This is a genomic window from Gimesia aquarii (assembly GCF_007748195.1).
Classification (GTDB): Bacteria; Planctomycetota; Planctomycetia; order Planctomycetales; family Planctomycetaceae; genus Gimesia; species Gimesia aquarii.
Map to the genome: position 1 here is coordinate 4,302,211 of NZ_CP037920.1, position 26,355 is coordinate 4,328,565.

Below are 26,355 nucleotides of genomic sequence, written 5' to 3' on the forward strand. Positions count from 1 at the left end.
TCCACTTAGTTTCCCAGTCAAGCCTCCTCTTCATCTTCGTACTCTTCATCTTCGTACTCTTCGTCTTCGTACTCTTCGTCTTCGTACTCTTCGTCTTCGTACTCTTCGTCTTCGGACTCTTCATCTTCGGACTCTTCATCTTCGTACTCTTCATCTTCGTACTCTTCATCTTCGTACTCTTCATCTTCGGACTCTTCATCTTCGGACTCTTCATCTTCGGACTCTTCATCTTCGGACTCTTCATCTTCGGACTCTTCATCTTCGGACTCTTCATCTTCGGACTCTTCATCTTCGGACTCTTCGTCTTCGGACTCTTCGTCTTCGTACTCTTCGTCTTCGTACTCTTCGTCTTCGTACTCTTCATCTTCGGACTCTTCGTCTTCGGACTCTTCATCTTCGGACTCTTCAGCCTCATAGATTGGCGATATCATGGCGAGTTCTGAGATCGCTGCCTCTGCTGACAATGAGCTGTCTTCATCTTCACTGATGGTATCGATGAGTAACTCATCTTCCCCAGTTGATCGCGTCAAGCTGACAATAATACCCAAAGAGAGCAGGCTCACCATCAAATTCGTTCCGCCATAACTAATCAAAGGATGCGATATTCCTTTTGGAGGTACCATGGCTGTCACAACCGAAACATTGATAATCGCCTGCAAAACTAACTGTAGTAACAGTGTGAATCCCACAACATAAGCAAATGATTTCTGATTTTGTGACCTTAAAATATTGTAACCAGCAAGAAACAATCCTAACCAAAGTCCGACAATCCCAAGTGTTCCAATCAAACCAAGCTCTTCACCTGCTACCGAAAACACAAAATCAGTGTTGGCTTCTGGTAGGAAGCTCAATTTTTGAGCACCTTTCCCTAAACCAGATCCAGTCACTCCACCGGTTCCTAAAGCCATGAGAGACTGTTTGACTTGATAGGGAGCCGATTGCCAATTGGTCCAGGTATCAAGAAATCCACTGATACGTTTTAACTGATAGGGACGCAATGCGACTAAGACTCCCAATACGGGAATAGCACACAGCCCTCCCACAACAAAGTTGCGCAGAGGCCACCCTCCCAAAAATAACGCGATTGTGACGCCACCAACCAGGAAAAGTGAAGTTCCCAAATCGGGTTGTTTCAACACAAGCGGTATAACAATTGCGAGAGGAACCAGTAAAAAGACCGTGCCTTTAATCCAATGCTTTAGAACTCTCCTGCGCTGAACCATAAGGCGTACAGTCAGAAGGGGCAGCGCAATTTTAGCAAGTTCAGAAGGTTGCAGTGAGATCGGTCCAAATCTCAGCCAGCGTTGTGCACCATTCACGCGCGTCCCAATTCCCGGCACAAGCACGAGTGCTAACAACGCAACTGTGACCCAAAAGAGAAGGGGGGCCCGATCATACCAGAAACGAGCGGGCAGATAAGAAGCAATCGAAGCAACAATGGCGGCAATCGTCAGAAACGTTAAATGCTTTGATAAGTAAACCTGCTCAAATTCAGTCGGCCAGGACGTAATACTGGCGCTGTGCACCATGAGCACACCCAACCCCAACAGCGCACATGCCATTGAGATAAAAAGACTGCGATCATGTTCTGGATTTGATAAAAGCGAAGCCGACTTCATGTTGAATATCTCATTGCTCTTTGCGGATGGATATCAATAAAATCGACTTTCAATCTGATTTAGCCGCAGCCGTAAGCCCTTTGGTAATTCACGATTGAGAAACATTCAGTGACCAGATGAATTAGCTGACAGAATCGTGATAACAGGCCTTTTCCCAATCATGTCGAATTTCCTGACTGGTAGAAACCGTATTATCAACAAACTACTTCAGGTTTACGTTGCAATCTTCAGGCTAGCAATCGCGATAATGGCCAGTAATGCTGAACAAATCCAAAAACGAACCACGATTTTCATTTCATGATGTCCTTTGAATAAAAAATGATTGTGCAAAGGACTACAGGCAAGTATGCGGTTTCCTGTTCTCCGAAACCAGAACACCTGCAAGATGACGCTTAATGTTTCAGCAACAAATACCCCACCAGCAATCACTAACAATGCCTCCTGGCGAATGACGAGCGCCGCGAATCCCAACAACGCTCCCAGAGGCAGCGAACCGGTATCTCCCATGAAAACCTGAGCCGGATAGCAATTGAACCATAGGAAACCAAGAACCGCACCGACGGCGGCTCCCAAAATAATGCTCATTTCTCCAGCACCAGGAATGTAAGGTACTTGTACATATTCAGCCATCACTTTATGACCGGCCAGGTAGGTTAGTCCGGCAAATGCGGAACCAGCAAAAACCATACAACCACTGGCCAGCCCGTCCAAGCCATCAGTGAGATTCACAGCATTGGAACTTCCCACCAGCACTAACACTGCCCAGGGGACAAAGAATATACCCAGGTAAAAAGTGAGCCGAGTCACAGGCATAATCAAGTCTAAACCAGAAGTTAAACTGGAATTGCTAAACCAGATTCCTGTCCCTATCAAGCAGGCAAGCACAATTTGAACAACCAACTTCTGCCGTGGTGTTAATCCATTCCGGTTAGTACTGAGTTTGATCCAATCATCATAAGCCCCCAATAATGCGAAACCAGTAGCTGTAAAGATCCCCAACTGTACGTATCGATTTGAAAGATCCGCCCAAAGCAATGCCGAGATCAGGATGGATCCAATAATAAAAATTCCCCCCATTGTCGGAGTCGCATTTTTAGAGGCATGGATTTCATTAAGCCTGGCAGAAGCACTATCGACCCGTTCGCGAAAGCGTTTTTCCAGCCATCGAATTGCGATAGGGCCTAGCAGTATGGCAATTAAAAAAGAAGAGATGCTGGCTAATGCAATCCGCGCAGTAAGAAAGACGCGCGAATCACCCGTTGAAACCACTTCAAGTTGTTCTAACAAAGGAGAAAATGTCTTCAACAACCAGATTATCATGAAGTAATTTTCTCGTCGCCTACTAGTTCACAGGAAAAGATCTAAGGGTCGATTTCAAACTTAGCAGTCTAATTAATCCGGCACGGACTCACTACCCCTTATTGTCGTAACTTCTCAAAAAAAAGAGAGACCGGACGCCGAGACCCCATATCTCGACGCCCGGAAATGATTTCATCATGCTACAGCAGTGGAGTGATCGACCCAATGAATCACATATTTCCTTTGCTGATTTGTCCGCCGAAACGAACGCACTTAGGATTCCCGCAAACCCAAAGTACATGATGAAATCACAATGTTAGACACATGATATTTTTTCTTCCCTCAATGTAGCCTGCTGTTTGAGACTTTCAATGAGTCGTTCCATTCGCATGCTACGAGAGCCTTTTATTAAAACAACATCTCCCGGCTCTAACCGAGAGTAAAATTCCTTTTGTATTTCACTGACATCTGCCGCTTGTAACACTTGATCTTGAGAGAGAGTTCCAGAAATTGCCCCTTTTGCTACTGCTTCTGCCTGTTTTCCACAAACGAAAAGTAAATCAATTCCTGATGAAGCGATCAACTCACCTATTTCCTGATGATACCTGTTTGATTCAGCCCCCAATTCAAGCATGTCGCCCATTACAACAATTCGCTTACCCGTACCAGTCCAATCCTGAATCACCTGACAAGCTGCTTTCATCGATACCGGGCTCGAGTTATAAGAATCATCAATGATCGTCCAGGGGCCGATTTGTTCGATATGACAACGGCCCTGAACTGTAGTAAATTGACGAATTCCTTCAACTAGATCTTGGTTTGATAATCCAAACTCTTTCGCGACAGCAATGGCAAACAGAGCAGGGTAGACAAAATGTTTGCCAAGTACTGGCATGAAGAACTCAGTTCCTTCTACCTTAAACGAAACTCCCTCGCTTGTTTGCCGGAGGGATGCCACACGGATATCATTCAACTCACTGAGCCCAATCTTCAATGTACGCGCTGAAGACTTAGAAATTAAACAGGAAGCAAAAGGATCGTCCCCATTTAATATCGCCAAGCCATTTTCAGGTAACTGTTCGAAGAGCTCTCCTTTAGCTTCTGCCGTTCGATCCAGACTGCCAAAGTGCTCCAGATGGGAAGGGCCAATCCCAGTGATCACCCCTATTTCTGGTCTGGAAAGTTCGGCTAAAGCTCGGATTTCCCCCTGATGCGAAGCCCCCAACTCCAGAACCGCATATGCGTGATCAGAATTAATTTGTGCAATACTCAAGGGTACGCCAAATTCATTATTATAATTCGCAGGACTTTGAATGCCTTTCAAGAAAGGTGACAAAGCCGTATGAATCATAGTACGTGTTGTCGTTTTCCCAACGCTTCCCGTCACTCCGATTACGATTAATTGTTGTTGACTACGATACCAACTCGCGAACTGCTCAAAAGCCCGGTTAACATCATCAACATAAATGAATGGCTGTTGTAGTTTTTCTGGTTCACATCCCTGTTTTACGACGCAAGCTCGAGCACCTTGCTCTAATGCGTTTGAAACAAATTGATGACCATCCTGACGTTTGCCTTGGATCGCAAAGAATAAATCTCCTCTCTTAATTCTTCGCGAGTCGATCGAAAGCCCCTCAACATCGGACATCATCAGATCGGGACATATAAACTTCCCCTGTATAACCTGACTAATTTTGCTGAGTGACACACGATCCATGCTATTTTTTCTCGGTTTTAAAACAATTAATAAATGGTAGTTCTTAAGAAGGCTTTAAGCGGGAATCTTATCTGATTTCCTGGAGTGTAAATTTCCAAAATAATTCTCTACAACTAAACGGTCACTGAATGGTATCTTGCAATCTCCGATAATCTGTTCACATTCATGCCCTTTACCGGCAATCAATACCAAATCTCTCTCGCAGGCAATTTCCAAAGCCCGATATATGGCCTCTTTTCGGTCCACAATCAATTCTGGTGTTACTCCTGTCTCGCTAAAGCCTGTAGCAATCGCCTGCATAATTTGTTCTGGATCTTCACTTCGCGGATTATCACTCGTAATGATTGCCAAATCTGCTTCGCTTCCAGCCAAACCCAATAAGCCACGTTTTGAGCTGTCACGATCTCCGCCAGCTCCAAATACACAGATAACGCGTCGATCACAAACTTGCTTTGCCGAACGAATGGCGTGCCTTAAAGCATCATCGGTATGTGCATAATCAATCAGAACTGAAAACGTCTGGCCACAATTGACCTGTTCCATCCTTCCAGGAACAGATCCAAGGTTGCTAATACCCTCTGCAATTTCGGTTAAAGATAAACCTAATACCAGACAGACAGCTGCCGCTGCCAAACAATTAGAAATATTATGAGTTCCTATCAAATTCGTAATGACAGGAGCTCGAGACCCATTATACAAAATTTCAAACTTGGACTGCTTATCTGATTCCTGAAGTTGAGATGCGGTTACATCCGCGACATTTTCAATGGCATAGGTCAACAATGTTTTTGATTCATTCACGTTCGATAAGAATGAATGGCAGACAGGATCATCTAAATTTAAGACAACCGTTCCATCCCGTTTGACATGCTGAATAATTTTTGACTTACATGCAGCATAATTATCCATGTTTTGATGATAATCAAAGTGATCCTGCGTCACGTTGGTTATCACACCAACCGAAAGCTCTGTGCCTGCTAGCCGGCTTTGATCTAAAGCATGGCTGGAAACTTCCATCACTGCATGTGTTGCATTGTTCTTAACCATCTCTGAGAAAAGATGAGATAGCTCTTGCGCATCCGGAGTCGTTAAAGGTGCAGGGCGTGATGAAACACTATCATGATACTCTACCGTTCCCAGCAAACCGGTCTTTCGTTGCGTACTTTGCAAAATTGCTCTGACCAACCAGGAGACGGTTGTTTTGCCGTTTGTTCCAGTCACTCCCACAGTCTGCAATTGCTGCGAAGGTGAACCTGCTAATTCAGAACAGACAAGTGCATAAGCTTTGCGTACATCATTAACAATACACTGTGGGACCTGAAGTCCAGTCAACGGACGCCCTGTGAGTACAGCCTTAGCACCATTCTTCAGTGCTTCGGGAATAAATTTCTCTGCATGTTGCCTTGTTCCTGAAATGACAGCAAAGATATCACCTGGTTTACAGAGACGACTATCAGATTGAATTGAAGTCACACAAATATCTGCACAATCTACAAAACTAGCTGAAGGAAGCAGGGCTCTTAAACTAACAACCACTGATCCTGAGGATAAGCTGAGCGATGAAGACGGCATGGAAGTGAGGTAAGAACCATGCATTTCAGGGAAACCAATTAATTAAAAGGCGAGATGGCTGAAAGAAACTTCGTTGACTAAATTGATTGTTAAAAAATAAAAGCCGGAATCGGCATTGGAGAGAACAAACTTAGATGTGATCAGAATGCTGCTTTCTGAAAACGAAGGGCATTCTCTTAATTCCTTGAATATCGTCAACCCTGGATATCCAAAAAATGTGGTTTTCAAATCTTCCTTGTAATTATTACAGAGACTAACAGGAGTCACTCAACCGGGAAAATTGCGAACACTACTAGATTCAATGTCCCTGCAAAATCAAGTAAAACCTTACGGTTCTATACAGTAAATATCCTCATTTTCAAAGCCGAACTAAGAACACTACAGGTATGAATAATCAAGGCGTCCTCATTGAATCTTTACTATTTCACGCGATTATACTTAAGAATTAATATTAGTATTTTTACCTATTTAGTAAATAATACTATAGATAACGAAGTAGTACCTCGATATGCTATTTCTTATCAGATGTTTAAAGTCCCATCTCCAAAAAGTATCTGATTCTCAGGCCATTTAGGCTGATTGTTTCAAAATGCGAGTTCTCGTTAGCAAATCCTGCCAAGTCCGGCATTGGGTTTGCGATACATTTAGATAGATAGGAAAACTGTGTGGAGAAAGTCTTCGTACACCAACTTTCCCCTTTCTCAATGATCTCATTTCAATCTGTTAAAGGATAGAGAAGATGCAAAGGCACTCACGATTGAAAAAAGGCTTCACTCTGATTGAACTACTTGTTGTCATCGCAATTATCGCTATTTTAATTGCCCTTTTGTTACCGGCAGTCCAACAGGCCAGAGAAGCAGCCAGAAGGTCTACCTGTAAAAACAATTTGAAACAGCTTGGCCTGGCGTTTCACAACTACCATGACACTCACCGCTGTTTCCCTTTCGCCTGGTTTTTAGACCCTACGAACCCGGCCAATATTAAGGCAGGTGGTTACGGTGTCATGCTACTTCCGCTCATAGATCAGGCCCCTCTCTATAATCAGTGGAACTCCTCGTATCCTGCAATTAACGAATTCGCAGCCATTCCAGAAGTCCAACAAAATTTATCAGTAATTGCTACACCACTCCCCGTATTCATGTGTCCGTCCACACCAGAAGCGTCAGTGCATGACTACACCCTGGCCCCAGCTTTTCCTTTCAGCTGGACTGCCGCTCGTACTGACTATTGCCCTGCATCTGGTGTCCGTGGTACTTATTCTTCTCTTGCCTACACTGGGCATCCTGCAGCTGCGAGCCGTAGCGGAATGCTGAATTTTGTAGGACTAGATACATCCGGCTCACCCGGAGACTCTGTCACTAGAATTCGCGATATCGTTGACGGCTCCTCTAATACTATTTTGCTCGGAGAGAGAGTAGGAGGAACGAATATCTACAGCGGCCAAACAATTAGCCCCACTTTATCAGTAGCCTTGGGCCCAAGTAACGGTGGTGCCTGGGGAGACTTCCTGAACGGCGAACATTGGTATCAAGGATCCCTGCGAGATGGGACTGACGGAGGCAGTGGAGGACCTTGTGCCATCAATTGCAGTAATGCAAGAAGCACTGGTTTCTTGAGCTTCCATGTAGGCGGTGCACATTTTCTGCTAGGAGATGGTGCAGTCCGTTTCATTAGCCAAAATGTGGATGCTTACACATTTGCATCACTTACCACCCGGGCAGGTGGCGAAGTGGTTGGAGAATTTTAATTCTCGAAACCTTTCTTAAGTTAATCGTTTGCCGGCAGTACATCACAGAGATACTGCCGGCTTTTAATCCCCTCTTTCAAACACTCTATACGATTCTGAGAGTGCGTGACGATGATACGACTGATTTTATCTCTGGTTTTGACTACATTCTTACTTCTTTCCTGCAAAAGTCCTGAAGAACCTTTCACAAAAAAGACCTATCCTGTTAAAGGGAAAATCATGGTCGATGGAAAGGAACCTGACTTCCCCCTTCAGATCACCTGCCACAATACTGGCGAAATCGACACGGAACATCCCACTGCCTCTGGAAGTATCTCCAAGCGAGGTGGTACATTCGAACTTTCAACTTATACTACCGGTGATGGAATCCCTCCAGGTGACTATGTTTTAACATTCGTCTGGAAGAAATTTGATGTAATGTCGCGTAGTTATACCGGCCCCGATAAACTCAATAAGCGCTACGACGAACCTGAAAAATCGGATATTAAGTTTTCTGTCGTCGAAGGAAAGCCAACCGATCTCGGGATCATTGAATTAACGACAAAATAGCTAGGCTCCTTCTCTACTAGTTAACCAGATAAGAAAAACGACCAGTCATTAGGATTTAAACGGTCCTAAAATAATATCATTAACACAACTTCTAGATTGAGATGATTACTATGTTCTTACGAGTCGTTACAAGCCTGTTGGTAATCACACTCTGCACATCATTCATTTCGGCAGAGAGTTCCAATATTCCCGCGTCATTGAGAGATGCCAAGGAGATTCCTGAAGCATTTTTCAAATATATCGAACGAGAAGAACCAGAGTATAAGTGGGAAATTCACGATTCATTTTCTCATGAGGGCGTTACCGCTTATCCCGTCGAATTGACATCTCAAACCTGGCAGGGAATCACCTGGAAGCACTGGTTGTATATCTTTGAACCGGATGACGTTCGCATCAACAGCAAGGTTTTATTGTTCGTAACAGGTGGCAGTAATGGATCTCGTCCGAATGAAAAACGACTCAAGCCCGCATTTTTGCTGGCAAAAGCAACTGGTGCCCGAATCGCTTTACTCACACAGGTTCCCAATCAGCCTCTATTCGATGGCAAGAAGGAAGATGATCTGATTACAGAAACCTGGTTGCGTTATCTGAAAACCGGCGACGAAAACTGGCCACTGCTGTTCCCTATGGCTAAGAGCGCAGTGAAAGCCATGGATGCGATTCAGGAAATCGCCTTAGAGAAACGAAACCTTGCAATCGACGGTTTTGTCATTACAGGGGCGTCCAAACGCGGATGGACAAGTTGGCTAACCCCGGTTGTAGACAAGCGAATCATCGCTACTGCGCCAATCGTCATTGACACACTCAATTTCCGCAAGCAGATGAAGCATCAAATTGCGACCTGGGGCAAATACAGCGAACAAATCATCGATTACACAAGTAAAGGACTGATCGTAGAAGGCAAAGAAAATGCCCGAGAAAAACACCTCCGCCTGATGATGGACCCTTACACCTATCGACAACAGATCAAAATCCCCAAATTGCTCGTGAATGGCACCAATGACCCATACTGGGTGGTTGATGCCATGCGTTTTTACTGGTCAGATCTGGTCGGACCCAAATATATCCTCCAGGTTCCCAACGCCGGTCATGGCCTAGGGGATGGAGTCGAGTATGCCCTGCAGACAATCGGCGCGTTTTTCATTCATGCTGCCACAGGAAAAGAACTTCCTGCTATCAAATGGGATAACACCAACGAATATGAATTAAAACTGACATGTATCAATAAACCAGCGCAGGTCCGAGTCTGGAGCGCCTACTCAGAAGACAAAGATTTCCGCGACGCAGAATGGACCTCCAAAGAAGTGAGCCCAGAAGACAATGTATATCTAGCTAAAATAAGCAAACCTGAAAAAGGTCATGTCGCCTATTACATGGAAGCAGTCTACTCAATAGGTCAAATCCCTTTTTCATTATGTACTATCACAACATCTAAATAACCCACTCTTCCCCAATTCTTTATTTCCATTAACGGAGGCTCTTTTTAAAAATAATCAGAGAAGATTTCTTTTTCGATCTATTAGTTTTGTTTTTGAATGTTAAGATAATGTGTAGAGGTTGTTAGCCTCTCGGAAGAAACTGATAGAAGGAACGTATTTTAGTGGTGAAAGGAACAGCCACATGAAGAAGAAATCCCTCGCCCCCTCTTCAAAAGTCATGCCCCCCAAAACCGCTGCAGATCGGACCTCCGCACTACAGCTAAGTGATCCTCATTCTCTGGAATGCGAGATCCAACATGCATTGGCACTGGATTCCGATGTTTGTCTGAATTCCCTAGTAGTCCGTCGCACTAAAAACGGAGTCTGCCTCGAAGGAGTTCTGGAATTTGATGATGAATGTCCAGATATCTGCAAGAGAGTTCGAGCTCTCACCGGAGTTGAAGAGGTTATTAATCATTTACTGGTTAAAAAGCGTATGCCTCTCCCTCCCAAAGGGTAAAACTCATCGTTGAATTCTCAACTGTGGTTCTGTAATCAGGTTGAATCTTACGTGAGTCTCTTCAGCACCTTGAGAGCTGTTAATCAATTGTTATTTTGACAAAAATTGAAAATTCCTCTGTGCGCCGATTGTCACATCTGATAAGTTTCGCGAATCTACTTCGCTGTTTTAGGTGTCCTCAATACATTGAAACACATCCTCAACCGTAACATCCTTTTCGGACGCCCAAATTAAATTTTTTACTTCTATACCTGACCATTGCAATAATTCATGAAGAATTCAGCAACTGTTAAAGGTACAAATTGAAGCACTTATCAGTAGCAAGGAAGGCCACTATGAGTCTCAATAAACATTCTAATCAGGATCTCATGGTTCAAATTCGCTGGCTGATCCGGAGGGATATGCCAGAGGTTCTTCAAATCGAGCAGGAAAGTTTTGAGTATACCTGGACCGAAGAGTATTTTCTCAGCTGCTTGAGACAAAGAAACTGTATTGGGATGGTGGCAGAATATAATCACCAGATTGTAGGATTCATGATTTATGAACTTCATAAGTCGATGATTCAGGTATTGAATTTTGCTGTTGCACCTGAATATAGGCAACAGGGCATCGGTCGCCAAATGGTCCAACGGGTGATTGATAAACTTTCTCAACAACGTCGCCGAGAAATTACACTCGAAGTCCGAGAAACCAACCTTGAAGCGCAACTGTTTTTCCGTAAGATGGATTTTCGTGCTGTCTCTGTATTACGAAATTACTTTGAAGATGCGGAAGAAGACGCCTACGTTTTGCAATACCGCTTAGAACGTTCAGAACAGGATTTCGCCCCAGGGCTCTCACCCAAAAATCGAATCAGTAATTATCTCGACGCTTCAGATGCCGCTTGAATTGATTAACAAAAGCGCGTTCAACAAATCCATAGCGATATTTGATCCATTCATTGGCATTAAACTCTAAAAAAAGACGTTTTCCCCGAATTCGGGCTAATGGCAAAACAGTCACCACGCGAATCTTCTTCCATTCAACCAACATCAATGATTCAATTGCGTGGCATTCGGGTCCATAACCTGAAAAGTATCGACCTGGATCTTCCCTTAAATCAGCTGACTGTCATCTGTGGAGTCAGTGGCTCAGGCAAAACCAGCCTTGCGTTTGATACGCTTTACGCTGAAGGCCAAAGGCGTTACATCGAAACGCTCTCCACATCTGCCCGGCAGCACCTCAATCAGCTCCCTAAACCCGATGCTGATCACATCGACCACATCCCACCTGCCATCGCACTCAAACAAAACACTCGGAAGTATTCTACGGCTAAAGCTATCGAACCGACTGTCGCAACCGAGTCAGGCATTCATCACTATCTGCGTTTACTTTATACATCGCTCGGCAAGATCTGTTGTCCCGATTGTCAACTGCCCGTGAATCCTCAATCTCCTGAATCTGTCTTTGCATTCATAAAAACTCTTCCAGCTGGTACCCGATATCAAATTGGGTTCCCTATTACCAAGACAGCGGAACGGTCGACAGCTGAGGTTGTTGAAGATTTAACTCGCGAGGGGCTTACACGTGTTATTATCAATCACGAAACTGTGAACTTGTCAGACAGCTTCACTCATGTCGATGAGGAATGGGATGATTTTTTGGTCGTTCTTGACCGCCTGAATACCAAAAGCCTCGACGAGCAACGTGTCTTGGACAGCCTGGAAATCGCGTTTCAGGAATCTTCTGGACTCGCGACGATACTAGTTGAACAAACGGAACTAGTGCAGTCCGATATTGGGTTCCCCTTTATTATCGATCAGAAAACATGGTTTCGATTTGACTTCTCAACGGAATTAATCTGCCCTCAATGCAGTAAACAGTTTATTTTTCCCGAGCCACAGCTTTTCAATTTTTACAGCCCGACAGGAGCCTGTCCGCTTTGTCAAGGATCGGGGGTTGTTTCAGATCCCCAAGCTCATCCCAAAACAACTAAGATCTGTTCAGCCTGCAATGGGAGTCGGTTGAATGAATCAGCACTTGCAGTACACGTACAAAATTCCCATCTCGATCAACTTTGCCAACACTCGATTCTGGAACTTGTTGACTGGTTTCAAAACCTGATTCAGAGCTTAAGTGCTCCCATTCAACAGAGCCTGTCACCCATATTCCGTGAGATCAAGGACCGTTTAGCCCTGTTAAACGAATTGGGAGTCAGCTATCTCACCTTAAACAGATCGGTCCGAACCCTCTCTGGCGGAGAGAGTCAACGAATCACATTGGCATCTGTTTTATCCTCGAGCCTTGTAAATACGCTTTATGTACTAGACGAACCTTCGTCAGGACTCCATCCTGCCGATAATGATCGCGTGATTTCTGTGCTTCACAAACTACGTGACTTAAAAAATACCCTCGTTGTAGTGGAGCATGATGCAGAATTCATAAGAACTGCCGATCACATCGTGGAATTGGGTCCTGCTGCGGGCAAAGCAGGGGGGGAAGTTGTTTTTGAAGGTGGATATAAGAAGTTAATCGCAACTACAGCTACACCTACAAGTAATTTCCTGAATACTCCCTCAATCAAAACTTTGAAATCGGCTCCCAGAAATGAAGCGTCCCAATGCCTCACACTCTATGATGTCACTCAAAATAATCTCAAAAACCTGACCGTTTCATTCCCTTTGGGGCAATTATCCGTAGTCACAGGTATCAGCGGTAGTGGAAAAAGTAGTCTGATTGAGCAAACATTGTTTCCTGTGCTCTCTGACATGATGACCGAATCCACAACTGCTGAGACATTTTCATTCTGCCAATCAATTAAGGGCGTTGAACAAATTGATGAAGTGATTTTACTTGATCAAGCTCACGTCGGTCAAACATCACGTAGCATACCGGCGACGTATCTCAATCTGTTCGATGATATCAGGGCTGTTTTTGCCCAAACAGCCGACGCGAAATTACGTAACCTCTCCCCAAAACACTTCAGTTTTAATAGCAAAAACGGTGGCCGCTGCCCCGAATGCAAAGGAACTGGATTGATAGACATCGATTTACAATTTCTGGGTGACCTCACGATGGTCTGCCAGGAATGTCATGGTAAGCGTTATCAACGAGAATTGCTGGAAATCAAATACCGTAAACTTAATATCGCCGAAGTGTTAGCCTTAACCGTTGATGAAGCCTTCCCTTTTTTCAGAGGCCAAGTGGCTTTACAGAAGAAGCTAAAACAACTGAAAGATGTGGGTCTGGGCTATCTCCCGTTAGGGCAACCGGTATCTTCGCTCTCTGGTGGTGAATGCCAACGCTTGAAACTGGCGGCCTATTTAACCACAACGAGCCGCAACAAAACGCTGTTTCTGATGAATGAACCCACGTGTGGCTTGCACCCCCTTGATGTGAAACATGTATTGAACTGCTTTGAACATTTACTGTCGGCAGGACACTCCTTCATTGTCATTGAACATAATCTGCAGGTCGTCTCAAATGCTGACCATATCATTGACCTTGGACCAGGAGCCGGAGAGCAGGGAGGGAGTATTGTCGTTACAGGAACGCCTAGTGAAGTTGCTTTACACCCGACATCTTATACTGGAATGGCGCTCAAACAACTGACGACTACGAATTGAAAACACGATTCATGTTATTTTCTACGTCGCTGCCGTTTTCTTTTTTTTCCGCCGCGCGATGCTTTCCCTTTTTTAGGTCTACCCGATGATCCACCTTGATTCTTAAGATCGTCTATCCGATCGCGTAACAACGCAGCCCGCTCAAACTCCAGTTGATCTGCGGCTTCCAACATTTCTTTTTCCAATTCACCCAAAAATTCTTGCGTGATGTACTCTGACTCATCTGAAAAACCCACAGACTCACGAACGAACTGCCGCGCTTCTACTTCTTCTTCAATTCCCCGTTTGATCGCCTTTTTAATGGTCTCTGGTGTAATCCCGTGCTCTAGATTATACTCTTGCTGAATTTTGCGACGTCGTTCTGTTTCGTCAATGGCATTCTGCATGCTGTTTGTGACTCGATCAGCATACAAAATCACTTCTGCATTAACATGCCTGGCAGAGCGACCAATGGTTTGGACCAGACTGGTTTCACTTCGTAAAAATCCTTCCTTATCTGCATCTAATATAGCAACCAGAGAAACTTCGGGAATATCTAATCCTTCCCGTAAGAGATTGATACCTACAACGACATCATATTGTTTTTCTCGTAGCCCTCTCAAAATTTCGACACGTTCGAATGCATCCAATTCGGAATGCAACCAGGCACAACGAATTCCTTCTTCCTGAAAATATGAAGAAAGATCTTCAGCAAGCCGCTTTGTGAGTGTGGTTACCAAGACACGTTCCTGTACTGCGACGCGTTTGAGAATTTCTTCTTTCAAATGAGGTACCTGACCACGTGCAGGAACGATTCTTATTGCAGGATCAATCAATCCTGTGGGACGAATCACCTGTTGGATCACTTCACCTTCAACACGTTCTAACTCCCAATCACCGGGTGTTGCTGAAACAAAGATTGTCTGCTTGCGGCGTGAATTCCACTCATCGAACGTCAGGGGACGGTTATCCAGTGCCATCGGTAGACGAAAACCATGCTCCACAAGATTGGTCTTTCGCGAACGGTCGCCCGCAAACATGGCGCGAACTTGAGAAACGGTCACATGCGATTCATCTACAAACAAAAGGAAGTCTTCAGGAAAAAAGTCCAGTAATGTATCTGGCGGTGACCCTGGTTTCCTGCCTGCTAATGCACGACTGTAATTTTCAATCCCGGGACAAAAGCCAACTTCCTCCAACAACTCCATATCGTAGCGCGTTCGTGCACTGAGCCGTTGTGATTCCAGCAATTTGCCTTCATTCTGCAATACCTTGAGGCGTTCATCCAATTCGTTCTGAATCTCATTGAGCGCCGACTCAATTCGCTCTTGTGGCAAAACAAAATGCTTGGCTGGATAAATATATGCTTCATTGACTGTTCTGAGCACTTCCCCCGTCAAGGGGTCAATGACAGCTAAATTTTCGATTTCGTCTCCCCAGAACTCGACCCGATATGCAAATTCTTCATAAGCGGGCCAACATTCGACTACATCTCCACGAACACGAAACTTTGCCCGTGATAGTTCAACATTGTTTCGGTCGTACTGAATATCAATCAGCTTACGCAGCATTTCATCACGGTCGATCTCAACACCGACTCGGAGGGGGATCATCATTTCCAGATAGTCTTTGGGGGACCCCAAGCCATATATGCAACTCACACTGGCAACGACAATGACATCCCGTCGACTCACCAGTGCACTGGTCGCTAATAAGCGCAGGCGGTCTATTTCGTCATTGATCGATGCATCTTTCTCGATATAAATATCCCGCTGAGGAATATACGCTTCCGGTTGATAGTAATCATAGTAACTCACAAAATACGTGACAGCGTTATTCGGAAAGAACTCCTTGAACTCTGAATATAACTGAGCCGCTAGAGTTTTGTTATGAGAGAGAATCAAAGCGGGCCGCCCCAACTCTGCGATCACATTCGCCATTGTGAATGTTTTCCCCGATCCAGTGACGCCCAGTAGAACTTGTTCTGCTTTTCCCTGCTGAATACCTTTAACCAGACCTTCAATGGCACGGGGCTGATCGCCAGAAGGTTGAAAGTCACTTTGAAGCTGAAACACAGACATGGTCACTAAATCCTTTGGCCCTGCAAATAGCAGAAGGCGCTCTCTGGCGCGGAGGTAGTACAGGGATGTAAGCAGCTATTGTAAAGAATAGACGCCCCTCAAGGAAAGGGACCAAAGGAGCAGGGAAAACAGCTAACGATCTTCAGAGATGAAAAAATCGGAATCGCTTGATGCAACACGTGTCCTGTTTTGGCACCTGATCACTCAATATGATTCAGTCTTCCGCGGCAGGTTCATCCAATGAATTTTCCTCTTTGGACGTAACCTCGCCTGGCTGATCTGCTTCTTCAGTGAGTGTTTCTGACTCTGAAGGATTCAAGCCTTCTTCCGTATCATCCTCTTCAGGCAGAGGAGGCATAATCCAGATTTCGCCATATTCTATCGGCTGTTCAGCTCGAAACTGATGATGCCGCAGCAACTCCAGAATGGCCAGAAAGATACCAATGATGCGACTGCGAAGTTTCTCACCTTCAAAGAAATCACTAAACGCAAGGCGACCTTGTTCACGCACTTTTTCACCGATCCGTTCAACATACGTTGAAATCGGTGTATCATCATAGGTGATACTGGATTCTTCTTCGACTTCCTTACGCTTCACAACCCGAGCTAAGGCACTTACCAGATCCCATAGTTCAACTTCTTTAATCAAATCTTCTGAAGGATCTTTACCCGTTTTGGGGCGTTCATCGGATAACCGCGGATAATGCTCCTGCCATTCAGCGGCATGCTCTTCCAAAGCCGTAGCGGCATCTTTGAATTTTTTATACTCAAGTAACTGCTGGATCAAATCACTGCGTGGATCATCGATGACTTCTGCGATTTCTTCTTCTTCCGCGCGGGGCAGAATCATCCGACTTTTAATCTCAGTTAACGTGCTGGCCATTACGATAAAATCGCCGACCAAATCCAAATCAATTAATTCCAAGACATCAAGAAACTCATTAAATGATGCCGTGATGGAAGCAATCGGGAAATCAAGAATGTCGAGTTCATTGCGGCGAATCAAATATAACAGCAGATCCAATGGACCACTGTATATATTGAGATCGACCCGGTATTGAGCAGTCGTCATAGCGAAATTTCAGGCTCTGTTAGCTGTCGCATTTTCTACGGCTTATCGATAAACCGTTTTCAATCATTAAGTTACAACGAATTGAAAACGTAACATAGTGAATCGTCGGGAGTCACTATCTTCAATCCAACATTATCGTTATCGTCAGATTAACTGTCACAAATTCAAAGATTCCCCCTGTGAGACTCAGAAATAAAAAATCGGCAAGTCGTTATGACTTGCCGATTTTAAACGCAACAACTCCAGATCACACAAAGCTAAGCAGCTCTGCGGACAGGCATCTGGAGAATCTGTGGTTCCGGCTCTTCACAGGCAGCCAGGAAGTTCTCGAAGACCTGCATATCCAATGCAGAAGAAGAATGATTTTGTGGATGCCATTGCACACCCACGCAGAACCAATCTTCATCTGGAATTTCAATTGCTTCAATAACTCCGTCCGGGGCCGTCGCTGAAACAATAAACATCTTTGAAATGTAATTGACAGCCATATGATGCTGACTGTTTACTCGAATTTCACCAGGTCCATACATTTTATCAACACGTGTGCCTGGGACAATATCAATAATATGTCTTAAGTTTGCTTCAACACCATCTCGGTGATACATAGCACCAGGAACATCCTCTGTCACATGTTGATGCAATGTCCCCCCACAGAGCACGTTCATCAATTGCATTCCAGAACCGATTGCCAATAGAGGTAATTTCATTTCCATAGCGATGGTACAAATTCTGCGATCGAAATCTTCACGACGAAGTGGCATAGCACGTGAAGCAGGGTGCTTTTCAAACCCCAGTCGAATCGGGTCCAGATCTAAAGCACAGCCAGAAAGAACCAGACCATCAAGCTGGTTCAAGAATTGTTTTAAATCATCATCGTCAGACAAAGGCGGAATCATCATGGGAATTCCGCCAGCATTTGTGATCGAATCATAATAGCCGGTGTAAAACCAGCTGATTGCCTGGGCTTCTTTTTGTTCGGGGCGAAAGTCTCCAGTGATTCCGATTAAAGGTTTTTTAGACATTGGTTCCATCCTTCACTTCTATGCACATCCTGTGCGGTAAATATTTCCATGGAGACAACGGAAAGTCCCCATTCAAAAAAACCGGAGGAAGCGAATGACGTAGAATCGCAAAGAAGTGCGTTCGAGCGGATGAAAATCCCCCCATCGAACGAATAGAAAAATAGAATCCATTCTCTCTTCTAGCGGTCCGTTCCTTCGGTCCGATTGTCACTGAATCATACCAGTAACCTCAAATGTTTGTTGATTCAATCATTTCAAATCATTTGAGTGAGCGAATCTTAGTAACCTCAAATCAGGCTGTCCAGCGAATCGATTATTTTGAGCGAATATTTTCCCATTGTCGATTTCGACCACCATATCTTGTGTCAGGTTGACCTGGATGAATTTCATTTTGATGGTTCATCAAAAAAATTCTAGATAATGGTTTCGATGAGTAGTCGGAAATCGCAGAAAATAATATGGAATTGACCATATATTGACTTCATGGGAAATATCGTTTTGTGTGAATTAATCCTAAAAAATGAGGCATTTATGTTTAGCTTGACCCTATGGCGACGCAACTTAAACTGCGCAATCTGCGTCGCGCGCGTGGAAAAGATTTCTGGGTAGTGCATAAATCTATCCGTGTGATTCTTATCACTACAAAATCAGTCAGACAATTGAAAATTTGGAAGGAATCATACGATTTAGTAGTCATAGATTCTCAATATTCAGCTGCTATCAAACGTTATCATTCCTGTCTGATAAGTATTTGACAACAGATGAACTGGTTTTCGAATCACATTCACAACATATTACCCTTGAAGTTACTATCCACACATAAATGTCTTCCGTAATTAAAAGAAAATGAATCAATCAAGAACAAAATCGAATTCTAGTAGATATCACCTCAATAAGAGAGATGAAAAATTGACCCTACAAAAATAATTCTGATCGTGGAATCATATTGAGACATAAATCAATCAAGCCGTCTCGATGGCTTCGGTTTTTGATTCCGTTTTTGAGGTCAGAGAAGGTAATAGCACCGCACCGATCGTCGCCAGGATAAGACAAGGGATAATGGCATGAAACGCTTTATGGGGAATCCCCAACGCCACAAAATGACTCGTAATCTTTGCTTGAATCATACCGCCTCCCCCCCAGGCCATTCCCATTGTAATTGCTGATGCCACACCGCCTCCCTTAGGAAACAGTTGATGGGAATAGGAAACCATCGCCGGACTGGTCCCCCATAAAATCAGACCACTGGGAATTAAGAGCAGGGTCATCAACCAGGTAGGACAACCTTCCCAGCCAAGTACAAACATCAAGGGAATCCCCAACAGCGGACATCCTATCATGAAGGCTTTTTCATGCCCCGACTTGAAACGAAACGCCATTAACAGCATTCCTGCGCTGGCAGAAAACAGGAACACTGATTGGACCATGCCGATCTCAAATGCCGACGCATCATGATTTTTGAGTATGAATGAAATCAACTTATCCATCGCCATGTTCGGCACCAGGCGTAAAGAACAAACCATGAACAAAAACAGTGCTAACAAGACTCTCCCCTCCAGCATCTGGGAGAGAGACTGTGCGGGTGCTTTGCGATCTCGCTCGAAAAGTTCCGCTGGCGGCTTTCCCAATTGATACAGGAATAGTATCAGACCAGAATATAGTGGCGCGAGTATCCAGACACTGGCTAGACCCCATATCGAAACAATAGAACCACAGATAATGGGCCCTAGAGCCAGTCCCATCGCTCCCCCAAACATAAACAGTGAGAGACTGCGGGTGCGACGTTCTGGAATTAATGAACCTGCTACAACCGCTGCTTCAGGATGAAAGGAACCGATTCCAATTCCTCCCAGCAAAAGTGCGACACATAACACAAACACACTGTTTGCTGGCCCCACCATAGGCATCATAACAGCACCCAAAACAGGCCCGATCCACAAGATGGATTTAATGGGATAACGATCACGAATGTATCCAAATACAGGTTGCGCTAAAGAGGAGGCTAATGCATGAATTGTTAAGACAATGAACAGTGAATTTTCTGTTAAGGAATGCACCCGTTCCAGCTCACCCCACAAAGGTCCCACGACGATTGCTGATGCGTCAACAATGATATGCGTGAGTGTGAGACAAATCAGACAACGATAGGCGTGAGACATTTTCAGTGATATTTTCAAGGCGGGAATTCAGAAACAGATGAGGCTTCATTCTACAGGACGAGACAGTAAAATGGGAATCAGGTTCATGGAACTCTCTGATTCTTTTTGAGACATTTTCAGATTTTGACTTGTATTGTGATTTCTCCCTGAAAAAGCTATATCTGCACTCTCATATGATTTGAACGTCAATAAATTCACGAAAGACTTTTTGTTGAACACAACTGCAGAGTGGATCTTTAAATCAGCAAGCGAATCTGAGACCCAACGTCTGGGAGTCATGCTCGCAAAGCAACTGGAACCGGGTGCGGTGATCGCCTTAAATGGCAACCTGGGCGCAGGCAAAACACGCCTGGTACAAGCGATTGCTACAGCTCTGGGAGTCAATCCCAATGAAGTAAACAGCCCCACATTTGTTCTGATTCAGGAATATCAAGGGGAGCTGCCGCTCTACCACTTCGATACGTATCGTTTGAAAGATACTGATGAATTTTTAGAATTGGGAGCAGATGATCTCCTGTATGCAGATGGGGTTTGTCTGATCGAATGGGCCGATAAAGTTGCTGAGGTCTTGCCCCGTGATCTTATTCAAATCAAAATTGAACATACATCGGAAACAGCACGAACGTTTTATTTCCAGGGGCAGGGGCCGCGTTCAGTCAAAATTGTAACCGCATTGCAACAAGCGAACGATTCCCCAACCGAGTAAATATTCTAATCTGAGGCAAGATGCCAGTTATGATTGTAGAATCTCAAGAAAAGCTGTTAGTCACTGGCGGCACAGGGCTTGTTGGCAGTAGTGTCATTCAACGCGCTCGTACTGCAGGTATTACAACTGTCGCACTCGTTCGTTCCGCATCAAAAGCTTCATATCTTAAAGAGGTGGGTGCAGAAGTGATTGAAGCGGATCTCACAGACAAAAAATCGCTGGACGATATACTTCGTGGTGTGACGATTGTCGTCCATACTGCTGCTAAAGTTGGTGACTGGGGCAGTATTGATGAATACCGCAAAACAAATGTTGTCGGATTCGGGCATTTATTGTCTGCACTTCAAGAACAAAGTCTCATCAAACATTTGATTCATATCAGTTCGCTGGGAGTTTACGAGGCGCGCGATCATTACGGCACAGATGAGACAGAACCTCCGCATGCATCTGGCATCGATGCCTACACTCTCAGCAAGATCGAATCAGAAGAACTTCTAAAACAACAATCCATCCCGTTCACGATATTACGACCCGGCTTTATCTATGGCCCGCGTGACCGTACTGTATTACCTCGCATCTTAGAGCGTTTGAAATCAGGGCAGTTTGCTTATCTCGGTTCACCCGAGCAATTAATGAACAATACATACGTAGAACATCTGGTAGATGCTATTTTTCTGGCATTCTCAAACGAAGATGCGATAGGTCAAACATATAACATCACAGATGTAACACTGGCCAGCAAACGAGAATTTATCTCCACCATTGCAAGACTGGCTGAATATAAAGAGCCGAACAAAGTCGTTCCACTCCCGGTTGCACGCAATCTGGCTCGGATTCTGGAACGTCTCTGGAGATTCTTAGGCAAAAAACAGGCACCGATTCTCTCTCAAGCTCGGATTAAATTCCTGGGTCTGAACCTCGATTTCAGCACACAAAAAGCACAATCCGAACTGAACTACCATCCCAGTAAAACCTTTCAGGAAGCAATAAAAGAGACGATTGACTGGTTTCACCAAAATCAAAAAATCCCCTAATCGACTTGAATCTGATGAAGTCTGATGAAGTCTATATGAATTAACGATCCCATCAAAACGGAAGCCTAAAAGGCATTTGACCCCGATCACTTGTGGTGGATACAATACCAGATATGGAAAGTGAAACTACTCCACAACAAGCGCGAACTCAATTTGAACAGCAGGCAGCGCCCCCAAAGCGGTCATGGCGACGTTATCTGATCAGTTCACTGATTCAAGTAACGATCTTGTTAACACTGTATGTGCTTTCCATCGGGCCTTTCTTCTGGCAATGGTTCGCTTCATATAACTCAATGGGTTCTCCTTTCTTCGCTGCATTCTACATGCCCCTTTTGTTTGTCTGTGAATATGTGCCCCCGATTTCTGATGGGGTAAACTGGTATATCAATCTCTGGATTGGTTGATTCCAGACTCTTCGACCCCACCGTAACCAAAACGGCTTTTTTGGATTCAAGCTCGCGTTGAAAGAGTTTCATCTCTGATCCGACATCAATCATCACACATATCAAAAACAAAAATCTCAAAGTGACTGGGTTGATTGACAAATGAGATAATCCAAATACACTCATTAGTAGGGAAGCTGATGAAGAATTCTCTCCAGCTTCCAATATCAAAATCTCTCACAGCTCAAGCTGATTACTGCCTGGATGGCATCCAAATAGACGGGAGCACGGAATACTATGAGCGACCCACGCCCTTTTGCTCATTTGCATTGTCATACGCACTTTAGCATGCTGGATGGCGCCAGCCGCATACCGGAAATGGTAAGCAAAGTCAAAGAAGCCGGTATGAATTCGCTTGCGATCACAGATCATGGCAATTTATACGGAGCCATGGACTTTTATCAGCAATGCCGCAGTCAGGAAATCAACCCCATCTTAGGGTTGGAAGCTTACATTGCACCGCGCAGCCGCTTTGAAAAAGGGGCCTCGCGAATGAAGGAAGCCAGCTTTCATCTGACATTGCTGGCACAAAACCGTAAGGGATTCGAAAATCTGATCAAGCTCTCTTCCACCTCCTATCTCGAAGGCTTTTATTATAAACCTCGCATCGATAAGGAAATCCTGGAAGCACATAGCGAAGGTCTGATTCTGCTTACGGGGTGTGCAGCCGGTGAACTATCGCACCATATTCTTGGTGAAGATTGGGAAGAGGCGGAAAAGCTATGCGCCTGGTATGAGAAAGTATTTGGTGACCGCGTTTATATGGAAATTCAGAATGCGGGTCTGGAAATTCAAAGACAGTGCCTGGAAGGAACCGTCGATCTGGCCAATAAAATGGGCCTGCCCTTAGTCGCTTCTAATGATGCCCATTACGTAGATCAAAAGGATGCTTTCGCGCAAGATGTGCTTTTGTGTGTCAGCACGCGTTCTGTCGTCAGCGATGAAAAACGAATGAAAATGACTGGCGATCAATTTTTCGTCCGTACTCAGGATGAAATGTATGACGCATTTCCAGGTTTGGAACACGCGGTCGCACGCACTCAGGAACTGGCTGATCGAGTCGACATTCAGATGTCTGACAAAAAGTACTATCCGGTCTTTCAACCACCTGACGAAATGACTGACACACAATACTTGCGAAAACTGTGTGAAGAACGCTTACCATTAAAATATGGTGATGAGCTGACGCAGGAACATTGGGATCGCCTCGACCTCGAATTAGGCGTGATCGAACAAATGGGCTACGACAGTTACTTTCTAATTGTATGGGATTTCGTGCAATTTGCAGAAAGTGAAAAAATCCCTTGTACTGCGCGTGGTTCAGCCTGTGGTGCGATTGTGGCATACCTGCTGGGTATGTCACAAGTCTGCCCTCTGAAATATGACTTGCTGTTTGAACGATTCCTTGATCCCAGTCGAAGCGAGCCACCAGATATCGACATCGATTTCTGCCGTGACCGACGCCAGTTGGTCATCGATTATACGAAGCAGAAATACGGCGAGCACAGTGTAGCGCAAATTGGAACATTTGGTACGCTCAAAGCAAAAGCCGCCATTCGAGATGTAGGCCGCGCGCTGGGAGTTCCACTGGCGCGTGTCAATGAAATTGCAAAAATGATTCCGGAAACACTGGGAATCAAACTCAAAGATGCACTGAAGGAAAGTCCTGATCTGCAAGCCGCCTATGATCAGGACCCAGATATTAAACAGCTGCTGGATCTGGCTATGCAACTTGAGGGGTTGAGCCGTAGTGCCGGTACGCATGCCGCGGGAGTCGTAGTCGCCGATTTACCACTGTCCGAAGTAGTTCCACTCCAAATGATCACCGGGAAGACTGATATCATTACTCAGTGGGATGGCCCCACCGTGGAATCAGTGGGCCTGCTCAAAATGGACTTCCTGGGGTTACGCAACCTGACGATCCTCGACAAAGCCGTTCAAAACGTCAAAAAACATTGCAACATCGACATTGATCCACACAAACTTCCGCTGGATGATAAAAAAACATTCGCGTTATTACAGCGGGGAGAAACCAAAGGTATCTTCCAGTTGGAAAGTGGCGGCATGCGCGACTTGCTGACAAAAATGAAGCCGGACAAGTTCGAAGACATTATTGCTACTTCTGCCTTGTATCGCCCCGGTCCGCTGGAAGGGGGCATGGTGATGCAATATGTTGATGTCAAGAATGACCGCATTCCGATTCCGAAAGTACATCCTGTTGTAGATGAAATTCTCAATGAAACCTACGGTGTGATGGTTTACCAGGAACAGGTCATGCGGATCCTGAACCGAGTCGGGGGAATCGAACTTTCTGCTGCGTATCGTTGTATTAAAGCGATTAGCAAGAAAAAACTAAAAACCATCGCCGAATTCAAAGACCAGTACATTAGCGGCGCCAAAGAACGAGGAGTCGATGAACAACTGGCGGTCGATCTGTTTGACATGATCGAAAAATTTGCCGGCTATGGATTTAACAAATCACATTCGACCGCTTATGGAGGCGTGGCCTATGCAACCGCTTACCTCAAAGCACATTATCCGAAGGAGTTCATGGCTGCATTGCTTTCATGTGGTATGGAGAGCCATGAACGGATCAACGAACATGTCGATGATTGCCGTCGCATGAAACTTGAAGTATTGCCGCCTGATATTAATCGATCTGATGTCGAATTTAGTGTGGATGGTGAAAAAATTCGCTTTGGCATGGGTGCGATCAAAGGCGTTGGCGAACAAGCTCTGGAAGAGGTTGTTAAAGAAAGAGAAGAAAACGGACCTTTCACAAGTATTTTTAATCTCTGTGAACGCGTTGATCCTAAAACACTAAATAAAAGTATGCTTGAAATTCTGATCAAAGCGGGCGCACTCGACAGTCTGGGAGGCCATCAGGCTCAGTTGATGCTTACAGTCGAACGCGCTGTGCAATCAGCGATCAATATTCACCGTGATCGGGCCCGCGGACAAAAGAGTCTGTTTGATGATGATCCTGTCGATGATGAAGTTGAATCCAGTGATAACGCATTACTACCAGAAGCGGAAGAGTGGCCGCGAGCCCAGAAACTGGCCGCAGAAAAAGAAGTTTTCGGTTTTTACCTTACATCACATCCATTGGCTGAGGTGGGAGATACCCTTACCAAATATGCACAACATAAGACCAATGAACTGTCTGAAATGGAAGATCGCGAAGAAGTCATCTTAGCAGGTATGATTTCTTCGATTAAAAATGCGGCCACCAAAAAAGCCAGCAAGAACGGTCATACACGTTATGTTAACTTTGACTTGGAAGACCCCCATGGTTTAGTACGTTGCATCATGTGGCCAGAACAATTTGCCCGCGTGGGCGAAAAGGTCAAACTGGAAGAGATGGTAATCATCAAAGGGAAAATTGATAAACGAGGCAGAGAGCCCAATGTGGTTGTCGATCAGCTCTTTACTTTGAATGATGCCCGAAAACAGTTTACAGACCGCTTGGCGATTAACTTCAAACGAGGCGTCCATACCCGCCAGGATATGGTCAATGTGCACGATATTTTATCTCAATTTCCTGGCCAGACTGAAGTCATTCTGGTAGTCGACTCCGTCGATCAGGAAAAATCAGACACACAGTTACGCTACGTCTTGAATCCTCCCGGAAATCTACGTGTTTCCTGTAGTCAGGAGTTTGAATCGCAGCTCTCAGCCGTGATTGGAGAGAGCCACATTCACTTCCATACAACAAACAAGAAAAAAAGCATGAATGGAAGTATTGGCCGGTAGCTCTTTTGCAGCGACATTCCTAAATAAACTGCCAGATCCCTGATTTTTTGCGGAATCCAA

General features: G+C 44.8%; 18 protein-coding genes. 10 read left to right on the plus strand and 8 right to left on the minus strand.

What is annotated here, in order from left to right:
• Window positions 1–17: 17 nt before the first annotated feature.
• The 4 genes from V144x_RS16565 to V144x_RS16580 form a co-directional block, all read right to left on the minus strand.
• The gene (locus tag V144x_RS16565; protein WP_144986233.1) at window positions 18–1,619 is read right to left on the minus strand and encodes an FtsW/RodA/SpoVE family cell cycle protein; all 1,602 of its coding nucleotides are present in this window, start codon (window positions 1,617–1,619) and stop codon (window positions 18–20) included.
• A gap of 213 nt (window positions 1,620–1,832) precedes the next feature.
• Entirely contained in the window at window positions 1,833–2,939 is a 1,107-nt protein-coding gene (gene mraY / locus V144x_RS16570; protein ID WP_144986234.1) for a phospho-N-acetylmuramoyl-pentapeptide-transferase, read from the minus strand.
• A 295-nt stretch (window positions 2,940–3,234) separates the two neighbouring features.
• A complete protein-coding gene (locus V144x_RS16575; RefSeq protein WP_144986235.1) occupies window positions 3,235–4,635 on the minus strand; it encodes a UDP-N-acetylmuramoyl-tripeptide--D-alanyl-D-alanine ligase in 1,401 nt (466 codons plus the stop codon).
• Window positions 4,636–4,689: 54 nt separating this feature from the next.
• A complete protein-coding gene (locus V144x_RS16580) occupies window positions 4,690–6,108 on the minus strand; it encodes a UDP-N-acetylmuramoyl-L-alanyl-D-glutamate--2,6-diaminopimelate ligase (RefSeq protein ID WP_197998472.1) in 1,419 nt (472 codons plus the stop codon).
• Between the two features lie 838 nt (window positions 6,109–6,946).
• Between V144x_RS16580 and V144x_RS16585 the strand changes: the two genes are divergently transcribed.
• From V144x_RS16585 to V144x_RS16610, 6 genes are all read left to right on the plus strand, one after another.
• Window positions 6,947–7,954 (plus strand): DUF1559 domain-containing protein, encoded by a 1,008-nt coding sequence (locus tag V144x_RS16585; RefSeq protein ID WP_144986237.1) that lies wholly within the window; start codon window positions 6,947–6,949, stop codon window positions 7,952–7,954.
• 111 nt (window positions 7,955–8,065) lie between these two features.
• Window positions 8,066–8,503 (plus strand): hypothetical protein, encoded by a 438-nt coding sequence (locus tag V144x_RS16590; RefSeq protein ID WP_144986238.1) that lies wholly within the window; start codon window positions 8,066–8,068, stop codon window positions 8,501–8,503.
• Window positions 8,504–8,613: 110 nt separating this feature from the next.
• Entirely contained in the window at window positions 8,614–9,942 is a 1,329-nt protein-coding gene (locus tag V144x_RS16595) for a PhoPQ-activated pathogenicity-related family protein (RefSeq protein ID WP_197998473.1), read from the plus strand.
• A 181-nt stretch (window positions 9,943–10,123) separates the two neighbouring features.
• Window positions 10,124–10,441, plus strand: coding sequence for a BON domain-containing protein (locus V144x_RS16600; RefSeq protein ID WP_144986240.1), 318 nt, complete (start codon window positions 10,124–10,126; stop codon window positions 10,439–10,441).
• A gap of 335 nt (window positions 10,442–10,776) precedes the next feature.
• A complete protein-coding gene (rimI, locus tag V144x_RS16605) occupies window positions 10,777–11,328 on the plus strand; it encodes a ribosomal protein S18-alanine N-acetyltransferase (RefSeq protein WP_144986241.1) in 552 nt (183 codons plus the stop codon).
• 99 nt (window positions 11,329–11,427) lie between these two features.
• Window positions 11,428–14,046, plus strand: coding sequence for an excinuclease ABC subunit UvrA (locus V144x_RS16610; RefSeq protein ID WP_144986242.1), 2,619 nt, complete (start codon window positions 11,428–11,430; stop codon window positions 14,044–14,046).
• A gap of 14 nt (window positions 14,047–14,060) precedes the next feature.
• On the opposite strand, the gene uvrB is transcribed toward V144x_RS16610, so the two are convergent.
• From uvrB to V144x_RS16630, 4 genes are all read right to left on the minus strand, one after another.
• Complete coding sequence (gene uvrB, locus V144x_RS16615; RefSeq protein WP_144986243.1) at window positions 14,061–16,106, minus strand: excinuclease ABC subunit UvrB; 2,046 nt, start codon at window positions 16,104–16,106, stop codon at window positions 14,061–14,063.
• A 214-nt stretch (window positions 16,107–16,320) separates the two neighbouring features.
• On the minus strand, window positions 16,321–17,178 hold the full coding sequence (locus V144x_RS16620) for a segregation and condensation protein A (RefSeq protein WP_144986244.1): 858 nt from the start codon (window positions 17,176–17,178) through the stop codon (window positions 16,321–16,323).
• Between the two features lie 257 nt (window positions 17,179–17,435).
• Window positions 17,436–18,200, minus strand: coding sequence for a gamma-glutamyl-gamma-aminobutyrate hydrolase family protein (locus V144x_RS16625; protein ID WP_232098959.1), 765 nt, complete (start codon window positions 18,198–18,200; stop codon window positions 17,436–17,438).
• 962 nt (window positions 18,201–19,162) lie between these two features.
• Window positions 19,163–20,359 carry an MFS transporter gene (locus V144x_RS16630; RefSeq protein ID WP_144986246.1) on the minus strand — a complete coding sequence of 399 codons (1,197 nt, stop codon included), beginning with the start codon at window positions 20,357–20,359 and terminating at the stop codon, window positions 19,163–19,165.
• A gap of 211 nt (window positions 20,360–20,570) precedes the next feature.
• Between V144x_RS16630 and tsaE the strand changes: the two genes are divergently transcribed.
• The 4 genes from tsaE (at window position 20,571) to dnaE (ending at window position 26,295) form a co-directional block, all read left to right on the plus strand.
• Window positions 20,571–21,065 (plus strand): tRNA (adenosine(37)-N6)-threonylcarbamoyltransferase complex ATPase subunit type 1 TsaE, encoded by a 495-nt coding sequence (tsaE, locus tag V144x_RS16635; RefSeq protein WP_144986247.1) that lies wholly within the window; start codon window positions 20,571–20,573, stop codon window positions 21,063–21,065.
• Window positions 21,066–21,094: 29 nt separating this feature from the next.
• Window positions 21,095–22,099 carry an NAD-dependent epimerase/dehydratase family protein gene (locus V144x_RS16640; protein ID WP_144986248.1) on the plus strand — a complete coding sequence of 335 codons (1,005 nt, stop codon included), beginning with the start codon at window positions 21,095–21,097 and terminating at the stop codon, window positions 22,097–22,099.
• Between the two features lie 113 nt (window positions 22,100–22,212).
• On the plus strand, window positions 22,213–22,503 hold the full coding sequence (locus V144x_RS16645; protein WP_144986249.1) for a hypothetical protein: 291 nt from the start codon (window positions 22,213–22,215) through the stop codon (window positions 22,501–22,503).
• 276 nt (window positions 22,504–22,779) lie between these two features.
• Window positions 22,780–26,295, plus strand: a complete 3,516-nt coding sequence (gene dnaE / locus V144x_RS16650; RefSeq protein WP_144986250.1) for a DNA polymerase III subunit alpha — start codon at window positions 22,780–22,782, stop codon at window positions 26,293–26,295.
• Window positions 26,296–26,355: the final 60 nt, after the last annotated feature.